The sequence below is a fragment of the Streptomyces sp. SP17BM10 genome (assembly GCF_036322405.1).
Taxonomy (GTDB): Bacteria; Actinomycetota; Actinomycetes; order Streptomycetales; family Streptomycetaceae; genus Kitasatospora.
This window is the reverse complement of record NZ_JAQYXB010000516.1, coordinates 43,994-64,688: the sequence shown is the minus strand read 5'-3', so window position 1 is coordinate 64,688 and position 20,695 is coordinate 43,994. Positions and strand designations below refer to the sequence as shown.

General features: G+C 75.0%; 20 protein-coding genes. 3 read left to right on the top strand and 17 right to left on the bottom strand.

Features of this window, described 5'->3' with window-relative positions:
- Nucleotides 1-27 precede the first annotated feature (27 nt).
- Both PUR71_RS10460 and PUR71_RS10455 read left to right on the top strand, forming a co-directional pair.
- The gene (locus PUR71_RS10460; RefSeq protein ID WP_329926358.1) at nt 28-831 is read left to right on the top strand and encodes an SURF1 family cytochrome oxidase biogenesis protein; all 804 of its coding nucleotides are present in this window, start codon (nt 28-30) and stop codon (nt 829-831) included.
- 48 nt (nt 832-879) lie between these two features.
- Nucleotides 880-1,644, top strand: a complete 765-nt coding sequence (locus PUR71_RS10455) for an SDR family oxidoreductase (RefSeq protein ID WP_329926356.1) — start codon at nt 880-882, stop codon at nt 1,642-1,644.
- A gap of 30 nt (nt 1,645-1,674) precedes the next feature.
- Here the strand turns inward: PUR71_RS10455 and PUR71_RS10450 are convergent, their stop codons facing one another.
- From PUR71_RS10450 to PUR71_RS10410, 9 genes are all read right to left on the bottom strand, one after another.
- A complete protein-coding gene (locus PUR71_RS10450; RefSeq protein ID WP_329926354.1) occupies nt 1,675-2,319 on the bottom strand; it encodes an alkaline shock response membrane anchor protein AmaP in 645 nt (214 codons plus the stop codon).
- Nucleotides 2,316-2,978, bottom strand: coding sequence for a DUF6286 domain-containing protein (locus PUR71_RS10445; RefSeq protein ID WP_329926352.1), 663 nt, complete (start codon nt 2,976-2,978; stop codon nt 2,316-2,318). The genes PUR71_RS10450 and PUR71_RS10445 overlap by 4 nt, the downstream gene beginning before the upstream one ends.
- Nucleotides 2,975-3,310, bottom strand: a complete 336-nt coding sequence (locus PUR71_RS10440; RefSeq protein ID WP_329926350.1) for a hypothetical protein — start codon at nt 3,308-3,310, stop codon at nt 2,975-2,977. Before PUR71_RS10440 ends, PUR71_RS10445 begins: the two co-directional genes overlap by 4 nt.
- On the bottom strand, nt 3,310-3,501 hold the full coding sequence (locus tag PUR71_RS10435) for a hypothetical protein (RefSeq protein ID WP_329926348.1): 192 nt from the start codon (nt 3,499-3,501) through the stop codon (nt 3,310-3,312). The genes PUR71_RS10440 and PUR71_RS10435 overlap by 1 nt, the downstream gene beginning before the upstream one ends.
- 46 nt (nt 3,502-3,547) lie before the next feature.
- Nucleotides 3,548-4,105 carry an Asp23/Gls24 family envelope stress response protein gene (locus tag PUR71_RS10430; RefSeq protein ID WP_443077417.1) on the bottom strand — a complete coding sequence of 186 codons (558 nt, stop codon included), beginning with the start codon at nt 4,103-4,105 and terminating at the stop codon, nt 3,548-3,550.
- Between the two features lie 169 nt (nt 4,106-4,274).
- Complete coding sequence (locus PUR71_RS10425) at nt 4,275-5,081, bottom strand: enoyl-CoA hydratase/isomerase family protein (protein WP_329926346.1); 807 nt, start codon at nt 5,079-5,081, stop codon at nt 4,275-4,277.
- A 274-nt stretch (nt 5,082-5,355) separates the two neighbouring features.
- Nucleotides 5,356-5,589 carry a helix-turn-helix domain-containing protein gene (locus PUR71_RS10420; RefSeq protein ID WP_188300454.1) on the bottom strand — a complete coding sequence of 78 codons (234 nt, stop codon included), beginning with the start codon at nt 5,587-5,589 and terminating at the stop codon, nt 5,356-5,358.
- 327 nt (nt 5,590-5,916) lie between these two features.
- Complete coding sequence (locus PUR71_RS10415; protein WP_329926343.1) at nt 5,917-7,515, bottom strand: ABC-F family ATP-binding cassette domain-containing protein; 1,599 nt, start codon at nt 7,513-7,515, stop codon at nt 5,917-5,919.
- A gap of 227 nt (nt 7,516-7,742) precedes the next feature.
- Nucleotides 7,743-8,825 carry a hypothetical protein gene (locus PUR71_RS10410; RefSeq protein ID WP_329926342.1) on the bottom strand — a complete coding sequence of 361 codons (1,083 nt, stop codon included), beginning with the start codon at nt 8,823-8,825 and terminating at the stop codon, nt 7,743-7,745.
- A 376-nt stretch (nt 8,826-9,201) separates the two neighbouring features.
- Between PUR71_RS10410 and PUR71_RS10405 the strand changes: the two genes are divergently transcribed.
- A complete protein-coding gene (locus PUR71_RS10405) occupies nt 9,202-10,416 on the top strand; it encodes a glycoside hydrolase family 26 protein (protein ID WP_329926341.1) in 1,215 nt (404 codons plus the stop codon).
- An 18-nt stretch (nt 10,417-10,434) separates the two neighbouring features.
- Here PUR71_RS10405 and PUR71_RS10400 read toward each other — a convergent pair whose 3' ends face one another.
- From PUR71_RS10400 to PUR71_RS10365, 8 genes are all read right to left on the bottom strand, one after another.
- Nucleotides 10,435-11,628, bottom strand: a complete 1,194-nt coding sequence (locus PUR71_RS10400; protein WP_329926340.1) for a GNAT family N-acetyltransferase — start codon at nt 11,626-11,628, stop codon at nt 10,435-10,437.
- On the bottom strand, nt 11,625-12,416 hold the full coding sequence (locus PUR71_RS10395) for a Wzz/FepE/Etk N-terminal domain-containing protein (protein ID WP_329926339.1): 792 nt from the start codon (nt 12,414-12,416) through the stop codon (nt 11,625-11,627). The genes PUR71_RS10400 and PUR71_RS10395 overlap by 4 nt, the downstream gene beginning before the upstream one ends.
- Before the next feature lie 61 nt (nt 12,417-12,477).
- Nucleotides 12,478-13,593 (bottom strand): glycosyltransferase, encoded by a 1,116-nt coding sequence (locus PUR71_RS10390; protein ID WP_329926337.1) that lies wholly within the window; start codon nt 13,591-13,593, stop codon nt 12,478-12,480.
- Nucleotides 13,590-14,453 carry a polysaccharide deacetylase family protein gene (locus PUR71_RS10385; protein WP_329926335.1) on the bottom strand — a complete coding sequence of 288 codons (864 nt, stop codon included), beginning with the start codon at nt 14,451-14,453 and terminating at the stop codon, nt 13,590-13,592. Before PUR71_RS10385 ends, PUR71_RS10390 begins: the two co-directional genes overlap by 4 nt.
- Nucleotides 14,443-16,164, bottom strand: coding sequence for a lipid II flippase MurJ (locus PUR71_RS10380; protein WP_329926333.1), 1,722 nt, complete (start codon nt 16,162-16,164; stop codon nt 14,443-14,445). The genes PUR71_RS10385 and PUR71_RS10380 overlap by 11 nt, the downstream gene beginning before the upstream one ends.
- A gap of 1 nt (nt 16,165) precedes the next feature.
- On the bottom strand, nt 16,166-17,527 hold the full coding sequence (locus PUR71_RS10375) for an O-antigen ligase family protein (RefSeq protein WP_329926331.1): 1,362 nt from the start codon (nt 17,525-17,527) through the stop codon (nt 16,166-16,168).
- A gap of 6 nt (nt 17,528-17,533) precedes the next feature.
- Entirely contained in the window at nt 17,534-19,057 is a 1,524-nt protein-coding gene (locus PUR71_RS10370; protein WP_329926330.1) for an exopolysaccharide biosynthesis polyprenyl glycosylphosphotransferase, read from the bottom strand.
- Between the two features lie 332 nt (nt 19,058-19,389).
- The gene (locus PUR71_RS10365) at nt 19,390-20,544 is read right to left on the bottom strand and encodes a glycosyltransferase (protein ID WP_329926328.1); all 1,155 of its coding nucleotides are present in this window, start codon (nt 20,542-20,544) and stop codon (nt 19,390-19,392) included.
- Nucleotides 20,545-20,695 lie beyond the last annotated feature (151 nt).

Here is a 20,695-nt window from a genome sequence, read left to right as displayed (position 1 = left end):
TCCGTGAGGTCGGCGTACGGTTCCCGTGTGTACCGTTTTCTGCTGACCCGGCAATGGCTGATCACCCTGCTGATCGCGCTGCTGCTGATCCCCACGACGATCAAGCTGGGTTTCTGGCAGCTGCACCGCCACGAAGCGCGGGTGGCCCGCAACGAGCTGATCGCCAAGGCCCTCACCGCCAAGCCGGAGCCGTTCGACAGCCTGTCTCCGGCCCCGGGCTTCGCCGTCCCTTCGGACCTCACCTGGCGCGCGGTGACGGCCACCGGCCAGTACGACCCGGCGCACGAGTTCGTGGTCCGCAAGCGGACCGACTCCAACGGCACCATCGGCTACTTCGTCGTGACCCCGCTGAAGCTCTCCGACGGCAAGGGCACCGTCCTGGTCAACCGCGGCTGGGTCGCCCCCGGTGACACCGCCACCGAGTACCCGCCCGTCCCGGCGGCCCCGAGCGGCGACGTCACCGTCACCGGCCGGATGCGCGCCGACGAGACCGTCAAGGGCAGCGGCGGCTTCGTCAAGGACCGGGCCGGCCTGCCCGACCGCCAGTTCAACCTGATCAACACCGAGCAGCAGGCCAAGGAGACCGGCGTCCCCCTGCTCGGCGGCTACCTGGAGCTCACCGGCACCACCCCGGCCCCGGCCGCCCAGCCCGCACTGGTCCCCGACCCGGACCACTCCGACATCGGCCCGCACATGGCCTACGCGATCCAGTGGTGGCTGTTCACCTCGATGATCCCCGTCGGTGTGTGGATCCTGATCCGCCGCGAGGCCAAGGACCGCGCCAAACAGCAGGCCGAACCCGAGGCCGCCGCGGAGGCCGTCCCCGTCTGAGGGCGCCCGCCCCGCGCCGGACGCCCCCGACCCGGCAAGATGTCCCCCATGGATCTCGGACTGAAGGACAAGGCTTACGTCGTCACCGGCGCCACCCGCGGCCTCGGCCTCGCCGCCGCCCGCGAGCTCGCCGCCGACGGCGCCCGTGTGCTGGTGACCGGCCGGACCAAGGAGGCCGTGGACGCGGCCGTCGCCGAACTCGCCGGCCTCCCCGGCACCGTCCACGGCGTGACCGCCGACAACGCCGACCCGCGCACCGCCGAACGGCTCGTCGCCGAGGCGAGGGCCGCCTTCGGCCGCCTGGACGGCGTGCTGATCAGCGTCGGCGGCCCCCAGGCCGGCCCGGTCGAGACGACCCCGGAGGAGGCCTGGCGGGACGCCTTCGAGTCGGTGTTCCTCGGCGCCCTGCGCATCGCCCGCACCGCCGCCGCGGCCCTCGGCGAGGGCGGAGTGATCGGCTTCGTGCTCTCGTCCTCCGTGCGCCAGCCGATCCCGGGCCTCGGCATCTCCAACGGCCTGCGCCCCGGCCTCGCGATGGCCGCCAAGTCGCTCGCCGACGAACTCGGCCCGCGCGGCATCCGGGTGGTCGGCCTGCTCCCCGCCCGGATCGACACCGACCGGGTCCGCGAGCTCGACGCCCTCGGCGGCGACCCGGACGGTGCCCGCGCCCACCACAGCGCCGGCATCCCGCTCGGCCGCTACGGCACCCCGGAGGAGTTCGGCAAGGTCGCCGCCTTCCTGCTCTCCCCCGCCGCCTCCTACCTGACCGGCCTGATGCTCCCCGTGGACGGCGGAGCCCTCCGCACCCTCTGAGGCCCGCACCTCCTTTGAACCCCGGGCCGGTCACTCCACCCGCGGAGGCCTCCGCCGCTGCCGCCGTCGGCGCCGCGGACCGGCGGGGGCCTCCTGGAGCACCCGGATCCGCAGGTCGGCGGGCAGCTCCGGCACTCCCAGGCTCCCGAGCGCGTCGGAGCGCGGTCCCCTCTCGAAGTGCTCCACCAGCGCGGCCGGGTCCCCGCCGGGGGTGAGCCGGACGGCCCCCCGCAGCCGCGGGTGCCCGGGCGCGCGGACCAGCCGCACGTCCGCCCGCTCGACCTCGGGCAGCACCACGGTCCCCGACTCCAGCGCCGATTCCAGGGCCCGCGCGCTCACCCGCGTCCTGAGCCCGGCCACTCCGGGCGTCGGCACCGCGATGCTGGACAGGCCGGTGCGCCGCAGCTGCGCCACGAGCCACCACGCCGTAGCCACGACCAACACCGACAGCCCGCCGATGACGGTCGGCCACCACCAGGAGCCCGCCACCCACCGGGTGCGCGACCGCGCGCTCACCACGGGCTGGTGGGGCGACGTCAGCGGCCACCCCTCGGGCGGGTGCACCCCGAGCCGCCCGTACAGGTCGAGCCCGCCGGCCAGCACCAGCACCCCGGCCACCACGAGCACCGCCCCGACCAGTCCGATCAGCACCCGGTTGACGGTCCCCCGGTTCATCCCGCCGCTCCTCCCGCGCCACCCGCGTTCGCCGCCGACTGCGACTCCGACTCCGTCCTCGCCCCCGCTTCCGCCTCCGCCTCCGCCTGGCCGGCCCCCTCACTCGGCACCGTCCGCACGTCCAGCCGCAACGGCCGCGCCAGCGTCACCCGTGCGAGCTCGTCCCGCAGCTGCCGCTGCAGCGACGCCGGGTCGGACGGCCCGTGCAGGTGCACCCGCACCCGCCGCCGCCCGATCTGGACCCGGACCCGCTCGACGCCCGGCAGCCCGACCGCCCGGTCGGTCAGCAGGTGCCCGATCCCGGACCGGTTGATCACCGCGTCGGTACCCCCGTGCGGGCGCAGCGCCAGCCACCGGCGCATCCCCGGCGCGAACGCCAGCCAGAGCAGCAGCGCACCCAACCCGGTTGCCACCCCCGCCCCGACCAGGACCCACGGGTCGTCCAGGTGACGGGTCGCCAGCTCGTCCGCGAGCTCCGCCCGCCACCGCCGGACGGAGTGCCCCGTCCGCACCGACACCACGTCGTAGAGCAGCGCGCCCGCGATCACCAGCACGCCCGCCGCCACCAGCACCGCCTCGGGCGTCCGCGCCGCTCGGGGCCGCCGCACCTTCTCCTCGCCCACCCCCGCCCCCGCCTCCCCCTGCGCCGGAGCCGTCACGACCGCCCTCCCGTCACCAGCCGCTCCACGACCACGACCACCTCCGAGACCCGCGTCCCCGTCAGCCCCTTGACTTGCGCCCCGACGCGGTCCCGCACGGCCCGGGCGAGCGCGGCCAGATCGGCGGGGAACGGCAGCTCGACCTCCACCCGCACCCGGACGGCGCTGCCGGGGACGGACACCGACACCGCGGGCGGCGCGCCCCTGACCGACCGTCCGGCCCACGCTGCGGCCAGGGCCTCCGCGGCCGCGCGGGCCGCGATGCGCGCGTACGCGCGGTCGGAGATCCGGATCCGGCCGCGCGCCGCCGCCGGGGCGGCCGGGCGCGCCATCAGCCGCGCCGGTCGCGGCCGCGGAGCAGGTCGCCCAGGTCCCGGAGTTCGATGTCGCCCTCCAGCAGCCGCCCGAGCACGAAGCCGACCAGCCCCAGCGCCGCCACCAGCAGGAAGGCCGCGAACCCGCCGAAGTACCCGGCGAAGCCGAGGGCCATCCCCGCCACAAGGCCGACCACGGCCAGGTTCATCCGCTACTCCCTCGTCCTGCGCCCGGGATCGCGCGCGCCCGGGCCGTCACTTGAGCTTGGGCCGCTGCCCGGACGACACCATCTGCTCCTCTTCCTCCTCGAACTCCGGCTCGTCCGGCAGGTGCACGTCGTTGACCGCGATGTTGACCTCGACGACCTCCAGGCCGGTCATCCGCTCGACCGCGTTGATGATGTTCTCCCGGACCTGGCGGGCGAGTTCGGGGATGACGACGCCGTACTCGACGACCAGCGCGATGTCGATCGCGGTCTGTTTCTCGCCGACCTCGGCCTTGATGCCGCGTCCGACGCTGGACTTGCCGCCGGGCACCCGGTCCCGCATGGCGCCGAACGTCCGGGCGAGCCCGGAGCCGAGGGCGTGGATGCCGGAGACCTCACGGGCCGCCATGCCGGCGATCTTCTCGACCACTCCGACGGCCAGTGCCGTCCGCCCGCGCTCGCTGACCGGCTTGGGCGCGGCGGCGGCTCCGCCGGACGGGCCGGCCCCGCCGGAGGAGCCGGACGTGCCGGACAGATGGGAAGGCGCGGAGGCCGGGGCGTTGGCGGGGTTCTTGTGCATGCTCGCGGGCGTCGGAGTGTCAGGCATGGGGCGGGTCTCCCGTCGTACGGCTCCAGCTATATCGCAGATCTCCACAACTCTGGCATTTCGCCACGTTTCGCGCCCGCCGAGCGGCGCTCCGGCAACCCCCGGGAACGACGGAGGCCCGACCCCGGGGAGCAATCCCGGGGCCGGGCCCACCGAGCGGGCACGGGCGTCAGTCGCCGATGCCCGCCAGGTCCCGCAGCCGTCGGGCCTGCGCGACCCGTTCGGCGGAACGCTGCTCGTCGAACGACCGGCCCGAGGCCCCCTGCAGCAGGGCCTTCGTCTCGATCGCGGCGTTGCGCGGCGCGGCCAGCAGCGCGGCGGCCAGGTCGCGCGCGGCACCGTCGAGCTCCGCACCCGGGACCTCGATGTTGGCCAGGCCGATCGCCACGGCCTCCGCGGCGCCGACCCAGCGGCCGGTCACGCAGATCTCCAGCGCCCGTGCGTAGCCCACGAGTTCGGTGAGCGGCTTGGTGCCGGCGAGGTCGGGGACGAGCCCGAGCGACGTCTCCTTCATGGAGAACTGGACGTCCTCCGCGACGACCCGCAGGTCGCAGCCGAGCGCGAGCTGGAATCCGGCGCCGACGGCGTGCCCCTGGACGGCCGCGATCGAGATCAGGTCGGGCCGGCGCCACCAGGTGAAGGCCTCCTGGTAGGTCGCGATGGTGTCGTCCAGCTCCTTGTCCCCGGCCGCCGCGAGCTGCAGGAAGCTGGGCTCGCCGGGGATGCCCTCGGGGGTGAACATGGCCCGGTCGAGGCCCGCGGAGAAGGAGACGCCCTCCGCGCGGAGCAGCACGACGCGGACGGTGCCGGGCAGGTCGCGGCCGACGGCGGCGAGGGCGCGCCACATGGCGGGCGACTGGGCGTTGCGCCGCTTGGGCTGACACAGGGTGACGACGGCGAGGTCGCCGTCGATCTCCAGGCGGACGCCGTCCTGCTCCCCGCTCGGGGTCTGCGGGTCGGTGGCGGGGGCGGTCATGCGGAGACCTCCGGTGGCGAGGGACTTGGCTACCGGAGAGTAACAAACCCGGGCGCGCAGCGGCAGACCCACCGGCCCGGGAGTATCGGGGAATTCGTCGAAAAGGAAATGCGGACATGACGATCGGCGGCCGGTCCGCTCGATCCGAGGGGGGACGAATCGGCTGGTCGACTCACGATCAGCCCACGATCGTCGGACAATCAGCGACGATCGCCACTCGTCTTCCCGGTCGGCACCCTGCCGCCGCGCCATCCAGCCTTGAGCCGACGGACCGTCAGGAACCGGCCCCGGCAGTCGCCTTGCTCTTGCCCCGCGTGGCACCGCCGCGGCCCCGGAGGATCACTCCGGATTCGCTCAGCATCCGGTGCACGAAGCCGTACGAGCGACCGGTCTCCTCCGCGAGAGCGCGAATGCTCGCCCCGGAGTCGTACTTCTTCTTGAGATCGGCCGCGAGCTTCTCACGCGCGGCACCGGTCACCCGGCTGCCCTTTTTCAGAGTCTCGGCCACCCGTGCCTCCTCGTAGCGTTGCTCGGTCAGATTCCCATGATCACCCATCCACCGCGTCCTGGCCACCCATTCGACAAGGTCGATGTCGGGAATGCGCCGTCCTACGGTGGTGATCCGAGCGCACCAGGGCGCTCACGCAGAGTGCACGCCCCCGGGCGAATTGTGCCGGCTGCCGGAAAAGAGCTGATCAGCAGCGTCGGCCCGACCACGATCGAGTGGCGGGCCGACGGGAGCTCCTTAAACGGAATCCAGGACTGCTTCATTCCCGGACACGCCGTAAGGACTAGGTTTTCTGGTCCGAAAAGGGGAGGAGGCGTCTACTTCCGGTCAGGCCAGCGAGACCAGATCGGCGTAGGACGGGTTCCAGAGGTCCTCCACGCCGTCCGGCAGCAGGATGATCCGCTCCGGGTCGAGCGCCTCGACCGCGCCCTCGTCGTGGGTGACCAGCACGACCGCCCCGGAGAACTCGCGCAGCGCGCCCAGGATCTCCTCGCGGCTGGCCGGGTCGAGGTTGTTGGTGGGCTCGTCCAGCAACAGCACGTTGGCGGAGGAGACCACCAGGGTGGCCAGTGCCAGACGGGTCTTCTCACCGCCGGAGAGCACCCCGGCCGGCTTGTCCACGTCGTCGCCGGAGAAGAGGAACGAGCCGAGGATCTTGCGGATCTGCACCAGGTCGGTGTCCGGCGCCGACGAGCGCATGTTCTCCAGGACGCTGCGGTCCGGGTCGAGCGTCTCGTGCTCCTGGGCGTAGTAGCCGATCTTCAGGCCGTGGCCCGGGATGACCTCGCCGGTGTCCGGCGCCTCCACCCCGGCGAGCATCCGCAGCAGGGTGGTCTTGCCGGCGCCGTTGAAGCCCAGCACGACGACGCGCGAGCCCCGGTCGATCGCCAGGTCGACGTCGGTGAAGATCTCCAGCGAGCCGTAGGACTTGGACAGGCCGCTGGCGGTCAGCGGGGTCTTGCCGCACGGGGCCGGCTCGGGGAAGCGCAGCTTGGCGACCTTGTCGCTCGCCCGGACCTGCTCCAGACCGGCGAGCAGCTTGTCGGCGCGGCGGGCCATGTTCTGCGCGGCCACCGTCTTGGTGGCCTTGGCGCGCATCTTGTCGGCCTGCGCGTTCAGCGTCGCGGCCTTCTTCTCGGCGTTGGCGCGCTCGCGCTTGCGGCGCTTCTCGTCGTCCTCGCGCTGCTGCTGGTACTGCTTCCAGCCCATGTTGTAGACGTCGATGCAGGAGCGGTTGGCGTCCAGGTAGAAGACCTTGTTGACGACCGTCTCGACCAGGTCGACGTCGTGCGAGATGACGATGAAGCCGCCCTTGTACGTCTTCAGGAAGTCCCGCAGCCAGACGATGGAGTCCGCGTCCAGGTGGTTGGTGGGCTCGTCGAGGAGCAGCACGTCGGAGTCGGAGAAGAGGATCCGGGCGAGCTCGACGCGGCGGCGCTGACCACCGGAGAGGGTGTGCAGCGGCTGGCCGAGGATGCGGTCCGGCAGGCCAAGCGCGGCGGCGATCGTCGCGGCCTCGGCCTCGGCGGCGTACCCGCCCTTGGTGAGGAACTCGGTCTCCAGCCGGGCGTACTTCTTCATCGCGGTGTCCCGGGTGGCGCCCTTGCCGTTGGCCATCCGGTCCTCGTTCTCGCGCATCTTCTTGAGCACGGTGTCGAGGCCGCGGGCGGAGAGGATGCGGTCCTTGGCGAGGACGTCGAGGTCGCCGGTGCGCGGGTCCTGCGGGAGGTAGCCGACCTCGCCGGAGCGGGTCACCGTACCGGCGGCGGGCAGGCCCTCGCCGGCCAGCACCTTGGTGAGCGTGGTCTTGCCGGCGCCGTTGCGCCCGACCAGACCGATCCGGTCGCCGGCGGCGACCTTGAAGCTCGCGGACTCGATCAGAATGCGGGCGCCGGCGCGCAGCTCAAGGGCGTTCGCGGAAATCATGGCCGGGTACTACTCCTGGGACGTGGGCGGGCAGCCTGGGCGGTGCACAGGGCCGGGCGGCGGGAAGGGGGCTCGTCGGCGGTCGGCACGGCGCACGGGGCGCCGCCGCTCGCGCGCTATTGCCCGGAGAGAACAGCCATGACGGCAAGTCTACCGGGCCGCGCGGCAACCCCCCGGGGGGATTACCGCCCTGGGGTACCGGCGGCCCGTGCGGGACGGCCCGGACGCTACTGCTGCGGCGTCGCGGAGGCCTGGTCGGTGGCGGCGGCGGTCGGCTGGCCGGTGGCGGTCGACTGGTCGCCGACCGCGGGCGTCGCCGGGTCGGTGGCAGCCGGCGCCGGCCGGCCGGCCGCCGGGTCGGGTGCCTGGGCGGGCGGCACGTCCGTCGGCGCGGCCGACGGCTCGGCGCAGGCGATCGGCGAGCGGACGGCGGCGAACGGCGCGGCCGAGCTCTCGCACGGGACGACGGGCGCCGCGGCCTTGGTGTCGAACACCTTGGCCGGGACGATCGGGCCGTCCGTGATCAGCACCCGGGTCCGGTCCAGCACCTTGACCTGCGCGGCCGGGCCGGCGCTGAGCTCCCACCCGGTGCTGTCCAGCCGGTAGCCGGTGATGCCGCCGGAGACGGGCTGCCCGCTGTTCCCGAGGCAGCTGCGCGGGACGAGCACCGCGTAGTCGGTGTCGACCGTACGCATCGGGTCGTAGAGGCAGGTGCCCGGCGGCTTGCCGTTGTAGCGCAGGTCGCCGTCGGCGTCGCGCAGGCCCATGGTCAGGTTCGGGGTGACGATCGCCACCCACGGGGACGCCTTCTGGACGGTGTGCAGCGCCGCCGCGGCCCGCTCCTGGGCGAGTTGCTTGCGCTGCTCGTCGGTCCGCTTGTCGGCGCCCGGCTCGCCGTCGCCGCGCAGCCAGTCGGCCAGGCCGGGCACGGCGCGGTGCCAGCGCACCTCGTGGTCGCCCGGGCGCACCGAGGTGATCAGGCCGTCGTCCCAGACGACGATGGCGTTGTCGCCGGCCATCGCCAGGTACAGCGCGTTGGCGCCCTCGCGGCGGTAGGACCAGGCCTGTTCGCCGGTGTCGCGGTGGACCGCCTCCAGGCCGGGGCCGACGACCTTCAGCTCCAGGTCGGCCGCGCTCAGCGACTGGGAGTTCACCGGCGTGGCCTCCGCGTCGCCCGGCCCCGCCACCCGGTCGCCGAACGGCACCGGCTTGTTGGCGTGCGCCGCCGCTCCGGCCGCGAGGACCAGCATCACGGCGACGGCGGGCAGGATCGAGCGGGGGGTCAGTACACGCAGCGGCTTCCAGGACACGTTGCGGAGGGTACCTTTCGGCGGGCACACGAGTCAGCCGGGAATCGTCGTGGTCCCGCGGTGCGGACCCCGCGCCGGAGCGCGCGAGGCGGCCGCGCGCACCCCGCCGCCGACCTGCGCCGTCGGTGCCGACCGGGTCCGGAGCCGCGCCGCACGGCTCGCCGGGGGCGGGCTCCGGGGCCGGTCCGGACTGTTACAGACCCGATACACGACGGGCGCCCGGGGCGCCGTTGCGGCAGACGGCGTTCGAATATCGCCCACTTTAGGGTGACATTCGGCTTTTCCGACGCCCGACGGGCCTACTGTCGGCGAGCGGAGCGCCACGGTCCGTCCGCGCTCCCCCACCCCGCCCCACCCGTGACGCCCGGGAGAGACCATGCGCATCGGCCGCCTGACGCTGGCCGCCGCCGCCCTGCTGCTGATGGCCACCGCCAGCGTCCCGGCCGGGACGCCGCTCAGCCAGGGCGACCGGCACGCCCTCTCGTCCGACGCCTTCGAGCCCCGCGGCGCCGCACCCCGCCCGGCCGTGCAGCGGCCCCGGCACGAACCGCCCTTCGGCGCGTTCGTCGGCTCGTGGGACACCTACATCCCGCAGATCGGGCGGTACGCGCAGTGGCTCGGCGACGCCAACCTCCAGGTCGGCCACACCTACCTGGCGGGCGACAGCTGGGCGGACGTCGAGGGCGAGCCGGTGGTGCTCGGCATGTGGTCGCAGTGGCGGCTCGCCGACCCGTCCCGGGTGCTCGTGCTCGGCGTGCCGATGCTGGTGCCCAACGAGGGGAACGTGCCGGACGCCCAGGTGGCCAAGCTGCTCGGCCAGGGCGCGCGCGGCGACTTCGACCGGCACTTCCTCAAACTCGCCCACCGGCTGGTCGCCCTCGGCGGCGCCGACACCGTGCTGACCCCCGGGTGGGAGATGAACGGCGTCACCTACACCCACCGCTGCAAGCCCGACCCGGCCGCGTGGAAGGCGTACTGGCGGCGGATCGTCACGGTCATGCGCTCGGTGCCCGGGCAGCACTTCCGCTTCGACTTCGCGCCCAACCGCGGGCTGGACGCGATCCCGTGGACCAAGTGCTACCCCGGCGACGACGTCGTCGACATCATCGGCATGGACAGCTACGACCAGCCCGCCGGGGCCACCTTCGACGACTACGTGCGCGAGCCGTACGGGCTCCAGGACCAGGTGGAGTTCGCCGCCAGGCGCGGCAAGCAGGTCTCGTACCCGGAGTGGGGCCTGTTCCGCAACGGCGACAACCCGGACTTCGTGCAGCGCATGGTCGAGTGGATGCGCACCCACGACACCGCCTACCAGACCGTCACGGACTACTGCCCGCACGGCTTCTTCGGATGCGACCGCAACCCGCGCTCCAGCGCGCGGTTCAAGCAGCTGATGGCGGGCTCGAAGGGAGCGCCGGCGGTCGTCCCGACGGCGCCCCCGGTCCCGACCCCGCCGGGCACCCCGGCCAGCCAGAGCCCGTCGGTCGGAGCGTCGCCCCACGGCTCCCCCTCCGCCTCCCCCTCCGCTTCCCCGTCCGGCTCCCCGTCGCCCTCGCCGAGCGGACACCCGGCCCGACGGCAGGAGCAGTAGGACGCGGCCTTGGGGGGCTCAGCAGCGGCGGCGGGCCAGCAACGCCTCCTTGAGGCGCGGGAAGCGGGTCCGCAGGACGTGCGCCGCCGCCTGTCGGACCCGGATCGCACCGGCCCTGGCGGTCACCGCCGGGGCCGGCCCCTTCGGGCCGAACAGCAGCCGCTGGTTGGGCAGTCGGTCCGGCCGCCAGCGCTGCTTGTACGGCTCCTGGCCGCGCAGCAGGCTCAGCACCGGGATCCCGGCGCCGACCGTCTCGTCCAGCGCCGCGGCGAACAGCAGCCCGGCGATGTCCAGCCGCTCGCGCAGCTGAGGGTGGGCGCCGTACAGGTACAGGCCGCCGAAGGACGGGCAGAGCAGCAACAGGTTCACCGCCATCAGCTCGCCGTCGAGGCGGAACTGGTGCACGACCGCCCGGCCGGAGGCGACCATCCCGGTCGTGGACTCGGCCACGTGCCGGGCGAAGCGCTCGGTGCGGTGCTCCCGCGTCACGCCGCGCTCCTGCCACTGCAGGAAGTGCAGCCGCAGCAGCTCCTCCAGCGCCGCCGGCACCTCCGCCACCGGCGTCGAGCGGACCTCCACCCCCGCCTCGGCGATCTTGCGCAGCTTCACCCGGCTGCGCTGCGCGGTCTTTCCGGGCACCCGCTTGAGCAGCTGTTCCATCGAGACGGCCGGCAGGTACTGGCAGAGCGAGTCGGCGAACCGGCGGCGCCGGCCGCGCCAGTGCTCGAACACCTTCTGCACGGCCGCCTCGGGGTGGACCTCGCGCAGCTCCAGCGTGTGCCACGGCCGGGTGAGCGGGAGCGCGGCGGCGAACTCGGCGGCGGCCCGGTCGGCGCAGTCGTCGTCGAACAGGACGTCGGTGAAGTCGACCAGCCCCCCGCCGAGGGCGGTCAGCCCGCCGAGCGGACCGCCGCGCCGCCGGAAGGCGCCCGCGCCGACCAGCAGGCCGTCCCGGCGGACGGTCACCACCAGCAGGCCGCCCGGGGTGCCGTAGTGCCGCCACCACGAGCGCTGCCAGTCGGCGGCCTGGAAGAAGGTGGCGGTCCGGCAGCGGGCGGCCAGGTCGTCCCACTCCTCCGCGAGGGTGTCGAGGGTGTCATCCTCACGGCTCAGCTCGGCGGTCCAGACCGGGCCCGGCTCCGGGTCGGGTCCGGCACCGGACGGCGGGGCGGCCTGGGCGGGCAGACCGGCGGCCCGGGCCGCGGACCTCATCGCGCGCTCCCGGTCGCGGCCTTCTGCTTGGCAGGGAGCTCCCCTTCGGCTCCGGCACCGCCGGTGGGCTTGCCGGCCGCCTTCTCGGCCACGGCAGGCTTCTCGGCCGGCTTCCCGGCGTTCCTGTCGCCGGGCCCGGCGGCCGTCCGGGCGGGGGCCTCCTCCGTCCGCGGGCGCGGGGTGCCCGGAGCGGGGTCCGCCGGAGCCTCGGGGACGGCGGGTGCCGCGGCGTCGCCGCGGCGGCGGGTCATCATCACGAGCGCGCCCAGCAGCAGCCCGGCCGAACCGCCGACCGCGACGTCCAGGCTGCCGGACGGCGTCGTCGGCTTGTCCGGAGCGGCGGCCGGCGCCAGCGTGACCAGCCGGACGTTGGTGTCCCGGCTGCTGGTGTTGGCGAAGGAGACCAGCGAGCGGGCCACCGCGTCGGCGGTGCGGGCGGCCTCCCGGGCCTGGGTGCCGGTCCCGGTGATCTCGATCATCGGGGCGTCCGGGGAGGTGGTCCCGTGCACCAGGTTCCCCAGCTCGGTGAGGGTGTGCCCGGTGTCGGCGGCAGCCGCCGCGAGCACCTGCGGCTGGCCGGCCAGCCGCCCGTACGCCTGGGCGAAGTTGGTCGCGGTGGCGGCCTCCCCCGTGTTCTGCGGCACCACGAGCACATAGGCGCTGGCCGAGTACGAGGGGTGCGAGACGACGGCGTACCCGGCGCCGGCCGCGGCGCCCAGCGGCACCGCGAGCGCCACCGGCCACCAGCGGCGGACCAGGCGGCGGGCGCTTCGGCGCGGTGTGGTCATGGGTGTGACTCCTTGGATATCAGAGCCGCGCGGGCGGCCCTTCGGTGAGAACGGGGGGCGGTCAAGCGCGCGCCAGGCGGTCGTAGAGGGCGCCCAGGTCGGCGGCGACGCGGACGATGTCGTAGTGGCCGACCGCCGGGGGGTGCGGCAGCGGGTCGGCGGTGTGGTCGTTCAGGTGCCGCAGCTCGCGCAGCGCGGTCGCGTACGCGGCGGGCTCGGACGGGATGCGGCGGGCCTGCGGGGCCGCGCCGGGCGGCAGTTCGTCGAGCGCGGGGCAGGCGCTGTGCCGCACCGGCAGGCCCGCCGCGAGCCCCTCCAGGACGCCGAGGCCGAAGGTCTCCTCGGTCGAGGGGGCGGCCAGCACGTCCAGCGCGGTCAGCAGCTCCGGCACGTCGTCGCGCTCGCCGGTGAGCACCAGCCGTTCCCGGACGCCGAGTTCGGCGGCCCGGCGCTCCAGGGCGGCGCGCTCCGGGCCTTCGCCGATCAGCACCAGCCGGGCGTCCGGGTCGAGTGCGGCGAGCGCCTCCAGCAGGACGCCGAAGCGCTTGCCCGGCACCAGGCGGCCGATCCCGCCGACCACCCAACTCCCGTCCGGCAGGCCGAGTTCGGCGCGCAGCCGGCGCCGGGCAGCGGCCCGTTCGCCGTCCGGCCGGCGGAAGCGGGCGACGTCGATGCCGTTCGGGATCAGCTCCACCCGGGCCGGCGGGACGCCCCACGCGTGCAGCGTCTGGGCGACCTGGCGGGAGACCGCGACCGTGGTGGTCCCGAGCCGCTCGGCCGCCAGGTAGAGGCCCTTGACGCCCGGGGTGACCGGGCGGCCCTCGATCACCCCGGCGTGCAGCGAGTGCTCGGTGGACACCACCGCGCGGACCCCGGCCAGGCGCGCCGCCAGCCGGCCGTACAGCTGCGCGCGGTAGAGGTGGGTGTGCACGAGGTCGTAGCGGCCGCTGCGCACCAGCCGGACCAGCCGGGGCAGCGCCCCGAGGTCACGGTTGCCGCGCATGTCCAGGTGGTGAACGGTGAAGCCCTCGGCGCGCAGGGCCGTCGCGACCGTGCCGGGGTTGGTGAGGGCGAGCACCTCGCACTGCTGGTGCGGCGGCAAGTGCCTCAGCAGCAGCTGGAGTTGGCGCTCGGCACCACCGGAGGCGAGGCCGGTGACGATGTGCAGGACCCTCACCGCGCCGCCCTCCGGCGGGCCACCCGGGCGCGGCGCAGCTCGGTGACGGTGTCGCGCAGACGGTGCCGGCCGCGCTTGGCGCGCAGCCGCCAGGCGCCGTCGCGGTCGCCGACGTAGCAGCGGGGCAGCGCGAAGCGGCCGGTGAGCGGGGAGTGGGCGATCGCGACGGCGTAGTCGTAGCCGGCGTCGCGGACGGCCAGGGCGGCGGGCAGGTCGACGTCGCCGTACGGGTAGCAGAAGCCGGTGACCGGACCGCCGACGACCTCCTCCAGGAGCCGGCGGCTCTCCCTGGTCTGGGTCGTGAGGACGTCGGCGGGCAGGCCGGGCAGCGACTGGTGACCCAGGCCGTGCGAGCCGATCTCCCAGCCGGCGGCGGCGAGTTCGGTGACCTCCTGGACGGTGAGGAGCTTCTTGCGCGGGCCCTTCGCGTCCCAGTCGTTGGCCTGGCCCAGCAGGTCGGCGACGACGTAGGCGGTGGCGGTGAAGCCGTACGCCTGCAGGATCGGCACGGCGTGCCGCGCGAAGTCGGCGTAGCCGTCGTCGAAGGTGAGTCCCACGAGCCGTTCGTCCCGCCCGGCGGCCCGGGCCCGCATCAGCTCGCGGACCGAGACGCCGCGTCGGCCGCGCCGGTGCAGCCAGGCGATCTGTTCGGCGAAGCGCTGGGGGCTGACGGTGAGCTGGTAGGGGTCCTCCTCCTCGACCGCCACGGAGTGGTACATCAGGATCCACGGCGAGGTGGAGCCGGGGCCGGGCGGTTCTCCGACCGGGCGGCGGCTGCGGGGCAGGCGGGCCCGGTGCGGTGGGGCGTCGGTGACGCCCGCCTGGGCGGCCGAACGGACGGTTCCCCGTTCAGTGTCCATGGGGAAGCTTCCCTTCATCGGCGACGGTTGGCGGGTTCAGGACCCGGACGGCGGCGAGGACCGGCCCGCGGACCTCCCTGGCGCCGAGGCCGGTGCCGAGGGCGGCGAAGGCCAGCGCCACGGCCAGGCCCCCGGACACGGTCGAGAGCAGGGGGTCGGCGGTGAGGCCGGCCGCGCAGGTGCCGAGCGCGGTGGCGCCGGCGGCGGCGGCCAGCAGCCGGCCGTGGCCGCCCAGCACCAGGCGCAGCCGCAGCGGGATGCCCCGCAGGACGAGGCCGCGCAGCAGCAGGGCCGCGGTGGTGGTGATGCCGGACGCGTTCCCGGCGGCGAGGCCGAGGGCGCCGAAGTGCGGCGTGGCGAGCAGGCCGACGGCCACGGTGACGGCGAGGCCGAGCAGCATCGCGGCGACCGGGTACCAGTCGAGCAGGCGCCGCCCGCCGTCGTCGGTGCCCGGCTCGTCGGCCCGGCGCACGACGGGGCGCAGCGAGAAGTACGGGCGGATCATCACGCCGATCAGTGCCTGGGCGGGCAGGCCGAAGCTGTAGACCCGGATGACGGCGGCGGTGGCGGCGGTGTCCCGCGGGCCGAAGGCACCGCGCTGGAAGAGCAGCGAGACCACCGAGGGCGCGCAGGCCATCAGGAACGCGGTGCCGAGCAGGACGACGGCGGCGGCCTGCCCGAGGTCCTTCTCGACCCGGTCGCGGGCGGTGGTGAGGTCGCCCGCCGCGAGCGCGCGGGCGACCAGCGGGAAGGTGACGGTACAGATCAGGATGCCCGCCGTCATGGCGAGTTGGGAGACCTTGGCGGCGTAGTTGAGGTGCGAGATGGTGCCGGGCGGCAGCGCGGAGCCGAGGTAGCGCTCGACGAACACCTGGGACTGCCGGGTCAGGGTGAAGGCGGCGACCGGCAGCAGGGCGAACGGCATCAGGACCAGCGCGGGGCGCGAGCGGCGGGAACGGGCGGCACGGCCCGTCCGCAGCCGGCGGGCGAACGGGCCGACGAGCAGGGCGGCCATCAGGACGCTGCCGATCGCGACGCCGACGGCGGCCGAGCGGACGCCGAGGAAGGCCTGACAGCTCAGCATCACGGCCAGGATGCCGACGTTGTAGGCGACGTAGATGCCGGCCGGCGCGGTGAAGCGGTGGTGGGCGCGCAGCGCGGCGGCGAGGTAGCCGGCCACGCCGAAGGGCAGCACGGTGATCGCGGTGATCCGGGTGCAGGAGACGGCGAGGGCGGGGTCGCCGAGGCCGGGCGCGAGCAGTTCGACGAGCCGGGGCGCGCCGATCGCGGTGCCGAGGGCGAGGGCGCCGAGCGCGAGCAGCAGCCACGGCAGGGTGGCGCGGACGAGCTGGCGGACCGGGTCCGGGCGGTCCGGACGCTCTTCGCGCAGCACCAGGGCGAGGGCGAACGCGGGCACCATGAGGAAGGACATGGCGTCCTCGATCAGCAGCGGCGCGGCCGTCTCCGGCACCGTCCAGGAGACCAGGAAGGCGTCGGTGCCCTGGTTGGCGCCGAAGTAGCGGGCCAGCAGGAGGTCGCGCAGGAGCCCGAGGCCGGAGCCGGCGGCGCTGAGGAGGGCGGTGATGCCGAAGGCCTTGACGAGGAAGCCGCGCCGGGGGGCCGGGTCGGGGCCGCCGGGCGCCTCCCCGGCGGGCGGGGCGTGGCGCGGCGCGGGCAGCGTCGGGGCGAGCGCGGGCCGGTCCGTCGTCATGTCAGGCCTCCGGGGTCGCGGCGCGGGCGGCGAGGCCGAGGACGACGGAGGTCAGCACGGTGGTGGTGCCGCCGATGTCGGCGTAGAGGAAGTCGACGAGCACCCAGGTCAGCAGAGCCAGGGCGGCGAGGCCGGGGCCGCGGGTGCGGCGCAGGCAGCCGAGCAGGAGGCCGAGGAAGAGCGCGGCGTAGGCGACGATGCCGATCAGTCCCTGTTCGCTGAGCACCAGGAAGTACATGTTGTGCGGGGAGAGCAGCGGCTCGCGCTGGAAGCCGATGGTGGGGTCGGCGGCGTCGCTGCCCGAGGACAGGCGCAGCGGGGCGTGGCTGTCGCGCAACTGCTGGAAGGCCTTGGGGCCGGCGCCGTGGACGGGGTGGTCCTGCCAGATCCGGGTGGCGGTCGACCACAGGTCGTAACGGTCGGAGACGGACTGGTCGGGGGCGGCCTCGACGGAGCCGATCGAGCTGAGCCGCTCGGTGACCCCGGAGGCACCGAGGCCGAGTCCGCCGACGAGGACGACGGCGGCCGCCGCGCCGAGCACGACGCCCCGCACGAGCAGCCGGGCGTCGGTGCGCAGGAGCAGGACGGTGACGGCGACGGCGACGGCGATCCAGCTGCCGCGGCTGAAGGAGACGGCGAGGGGGAAGGCGAGGAACGCGGCGCAGGCGTACATCGCGCGCCGCAGCCGGACGCTGCCGCCGGGGCCTGGCGTCGCCACGCGGGCGGGAGTTCGAGGCCGGGCCCCGGGGGCGCGCTCGCCGAGGGCGAGGGCCAGGGCGGCCAGCAGGCCGTAGCTGACGACGGTGGACATCGCCATGATGTCGAGCGCGCCGAACGTGCCGACGGCGCGGATCGGCTGGCCGGTGTACGAGGCGCCGGTGCGGGTCAGGTACTGGTTCGCGCCGACGGCGCCCTCGACGAGCGCGGCGGCCACGAAGGAGCCGAGGACGAGCCGCTGGTCGGTGCGGTCGCGCAGCGAGCAGAGCACCGCGGCCGGGACGAGGACGAAGACCTGGACGAGCCGGACGAAGCCGGTGACGCTGCTGGCCGGGTCGATCGAGCCGACGGTGGCGACCGCGGCGGCGAACACGACCGCGGCGAACTGCGCACAGGTGGTGCGGCCGACGGCGGGCAGCCGCCCGCGCAGCAGGTTGTAGGCGGTGAGGGCGACCAGCGCGAGCGAGGCGAGGTCGGCGGCGGTGATGTGGACGGCGGCGGTGACGTCCTTCTCGCCGGTGGGCACGCACACCAGGAGCACGGTCGCCGCGGCGAGCAGGCTCGGCCGGTCGGCGAGCGCGGGCAGTGCCCTGCGTAAGGCCGGCCGGGGCGCGGCCCCGAGGACGGTGGAGAGGGTGAGGGCCACGAAGGGTCAGCTCCCGTCCGGGTGGAGCATCAGGGCCGCGGTGCGGCACAGGATCTTGATGTCCTGCCAGAGGCTCCAGCTCTCGATGTAGCGGTTGTCGAAGCGGGCCCGGTCCTCGATCGAGGTGTCCCCGCGCAGACCGTTGACCTGGGCGAGGCCGGTGAGGCCGACCGGGACGCGGTGGCGGTCCGCGTACTCCGGGTAGGCCTGGCTGAACCGCATGACGAAGTAGGGACGCTCGGGGCGCGGGCCGACGAGGCTCATGTCGCCGCGCAGGACGTTCCACAGCTGCGGCAGCTCGTCCAGCGAGCTCTTGCGCAGCAGTCGGCCGACGGCGCCCATCCGGTGGTCCTGGGAGATGTTCCAGCGGGTGGCCGACTCGTGCTCGTTGCTGGGGCGCAGGGTGCGGAACTTGAGGACCGTGAAGACCCGGCCGTCCAGCCCGGTGCGCTGCTGGCGGAAGAGCACGCCGGGGCCGGTGTCGAAGCGGACGGCGAGCGCGCACAGCGCGAGGACCGGGGCGAGCAGCAGCAGGCCGAGGCCGGCGGCGGCGACGTCCAGGGCGCGCTTGGCGGCCCAGCCGGGGCGGCGCATCGCGGGGCGCCCGACCTGGAGGCAGGGGAAGCCCCACAGGTGGTCGCCGGCGGCCAGCGGCGCGGTGGGCAGCGAGCCGTACTCGCGCAGGGCGGGCACCAGCCAGACCTGGCAGCCGAGCCGGGCGGCGTCGCGCAGGGTGGCGGCGGTCTCGGCCTCGTCGGCGGCGCCGGCGGTGGCGACGACGTGCTGCACGCGGTGGCGGCGGACCTCGCGCTCCAGGACCTCGCGGCCGCCGAGGACGGGCAGGTCGGTGTCGCCGGCCAACCGCGGCGGGTCGGCGTCGAGGAAGCCGACCGGGCGCATCCCGTACTCGCCGCGCGTGCTGAGGGCGGCGGCGACCCGGCGGCCGAGCCGGCCGGCGCCGAGCACCAGGACGGGGCTGGGGCGGCTGCGGCGGATCCGGCGGACGAGGTGGTAGAGGACGGCGCGACCGACGACGGCGATCAGCAGCTGGGTGGCGAGCAGCGCGGTGAGCCGGGCCGGGGTGGCCGGACCGCAGTCGGGCCACCGGCCCTCCAGGCAGCCGGTGAGGGTGACGGCGAAGGCGGTGGCGACCACGGCGCGCACGGCCAGGGCGGGCAGTTCGTCCAGGACGGACAGGGTGAGCCGGGTGCGGTAGAGGCCGCCGGCCAGGTTGAGCACGAGCAGGAGGGGCAGGACCGCGGCGACGCCGAGCAGCGGGGCGACTCGCTCCGCGGAGTCGAGGAACCGGTTGGCGATGCCCGCGGCGGCGCACAGCGCGATCGCGTCGACCTGGACCAGCGCGAGCGGCAGGGCGAGCCGGGAGCGGACCGCCCTGCGGTGCCGGCGCCCCGGCGCCACGGCGTGGGCCTGCACCGCCCCGGCCGGCCGGTCGAGCAGCCCGGTGCCGGGCCGCCGAGGGCCGGACAGGGGCCGACCGGATCGCGGCACACTGTCGTGGTCAATGGTCATCAGCGCACGAACTCCCCTGCTGTGTGCCCGGGGTGACGGCGCCCCGGCGCCGGTTGGCGCGGGGCGGCCGCCCGGGCCCGGTGGGCGCGGTCCTGACAGCACCTGCTGCCGCCGGCGACTCTCGGTTCCCTCGCGAATTCCCGGCGCAAAATCGAAACGAAGCAGGCGAAATCAGACAATACCGAACCGGGACTTACGGGCCGGAAGATGACTTGCCATTTCATTCCAGCCGCCCATTAATAGGTATTTCCGATTTGACGCCTCGCCTTATCCGGCTGAGGGTGCGAATACGGCAACGCCTGAGCGGCGGGCATTCACGGCATGTGAAACGATCAGATCCGTTCTGGGACACGGGTGCGGCGGCGTCCGGACGCCGGACCGGCACCCAGTAGATGGCGGTACAGGGCGTCCACCTGTTCGACCACCGTGCGGACGTCATGACGGGCGACCACGTGGTCGCGCAGCCCGGCGCCGCGGCGCTCGCACTCGATCGGATCGGACAGGGCTTCGGCCATTCGGGTGGCCAGCTCCGCCGTGTCCTCCGGCGGGACGACGGCCTGCCCGTGCGCGGCGGGCGGCAGGCACTCGCGGGCCCCCGGCACGTCGGTCAGCAGCACCGGACGGCCCGCCGCCATCGCCTCCAGCGGGGCCAGCGCCATCCCCTCCCAGCGGGAGGGCAGCACCACGAGATCGGCCGCCGCGAGCCACGGTCGCGGATCCGGCACGTCCCCCGCCATCCGCACCCGGGACGGCTCCGCCGACGCCCGCACCGCCTCCGCGAGCGCCTGCCCGTCCGGCCCGCCGCCGACCAGCGCCAGCCGGGCCCGCGGCACCCGCCGGAGCACCTCGGGCCAGGCCGCCAGCAGCACGTCCTGCCCCTTCTGCCGGCACAGCCGCCCCACGCAGACGGCCAGCGGGGCGTCCAGGTCCAGGCCGAGGGCGATCCGGGCGGCCCGGCGGTCGGCGGGCGCGTAGTGGCGGACGTCCACCCCGTTGGGCACCACCGCCCAGTCGGCGTGCAGGCCCGCGGCGACGCCGTCCGCCCGCTCCTGGACGCTGACGCACAGCAGGCGGTCCGCCCAGCGGGTCGCGAAGCGCTCCCAGCGCAGGGTGGCGGCGGCCAGCGCGCCGTCCACGGCGGCGAAGGACCAGGCGTGCGGCTGGAAGACGGTCGGCACCGCGCCGCGCACGGCCAGCCGGCCGGCCAGCCCGGCCTTGGCGCTGTGCAGGTGGACCACGTCGGGCGCGGCGGCCCGGACGATCCGGCGCAGCCGCCAGGCCTCCTTGACCGTCCCCGGCCCGGGCGAGCGCTCGGCGGGCCAGTCCTGGACCAGCGCGCCCACGGCGGCGGCCTCCTCGGCCAGCCGGCCGCCGCGCGGACAGGCCACCAGCACCCGGTGGCCGGCCTCCCGCTGGCCCCGGACCAGGTCGACGACGACGCGGGCCACCCCGCCGTCCACCGGCTGCGAAATGTGAAGGATCGTCATATGCACGGCGGCGAGCCTAGGGTGGCACCGCCGCGCCGGGCGGTCCCCGTCACCCGCAGGTGGCGGGCCGTCCACCCGTACGGCCCGCGGCTCGTACGGGTGGACGGACCCCTCGAAATCCCGGGCGATTTCCCGGGCCCCCTGGGGCGGT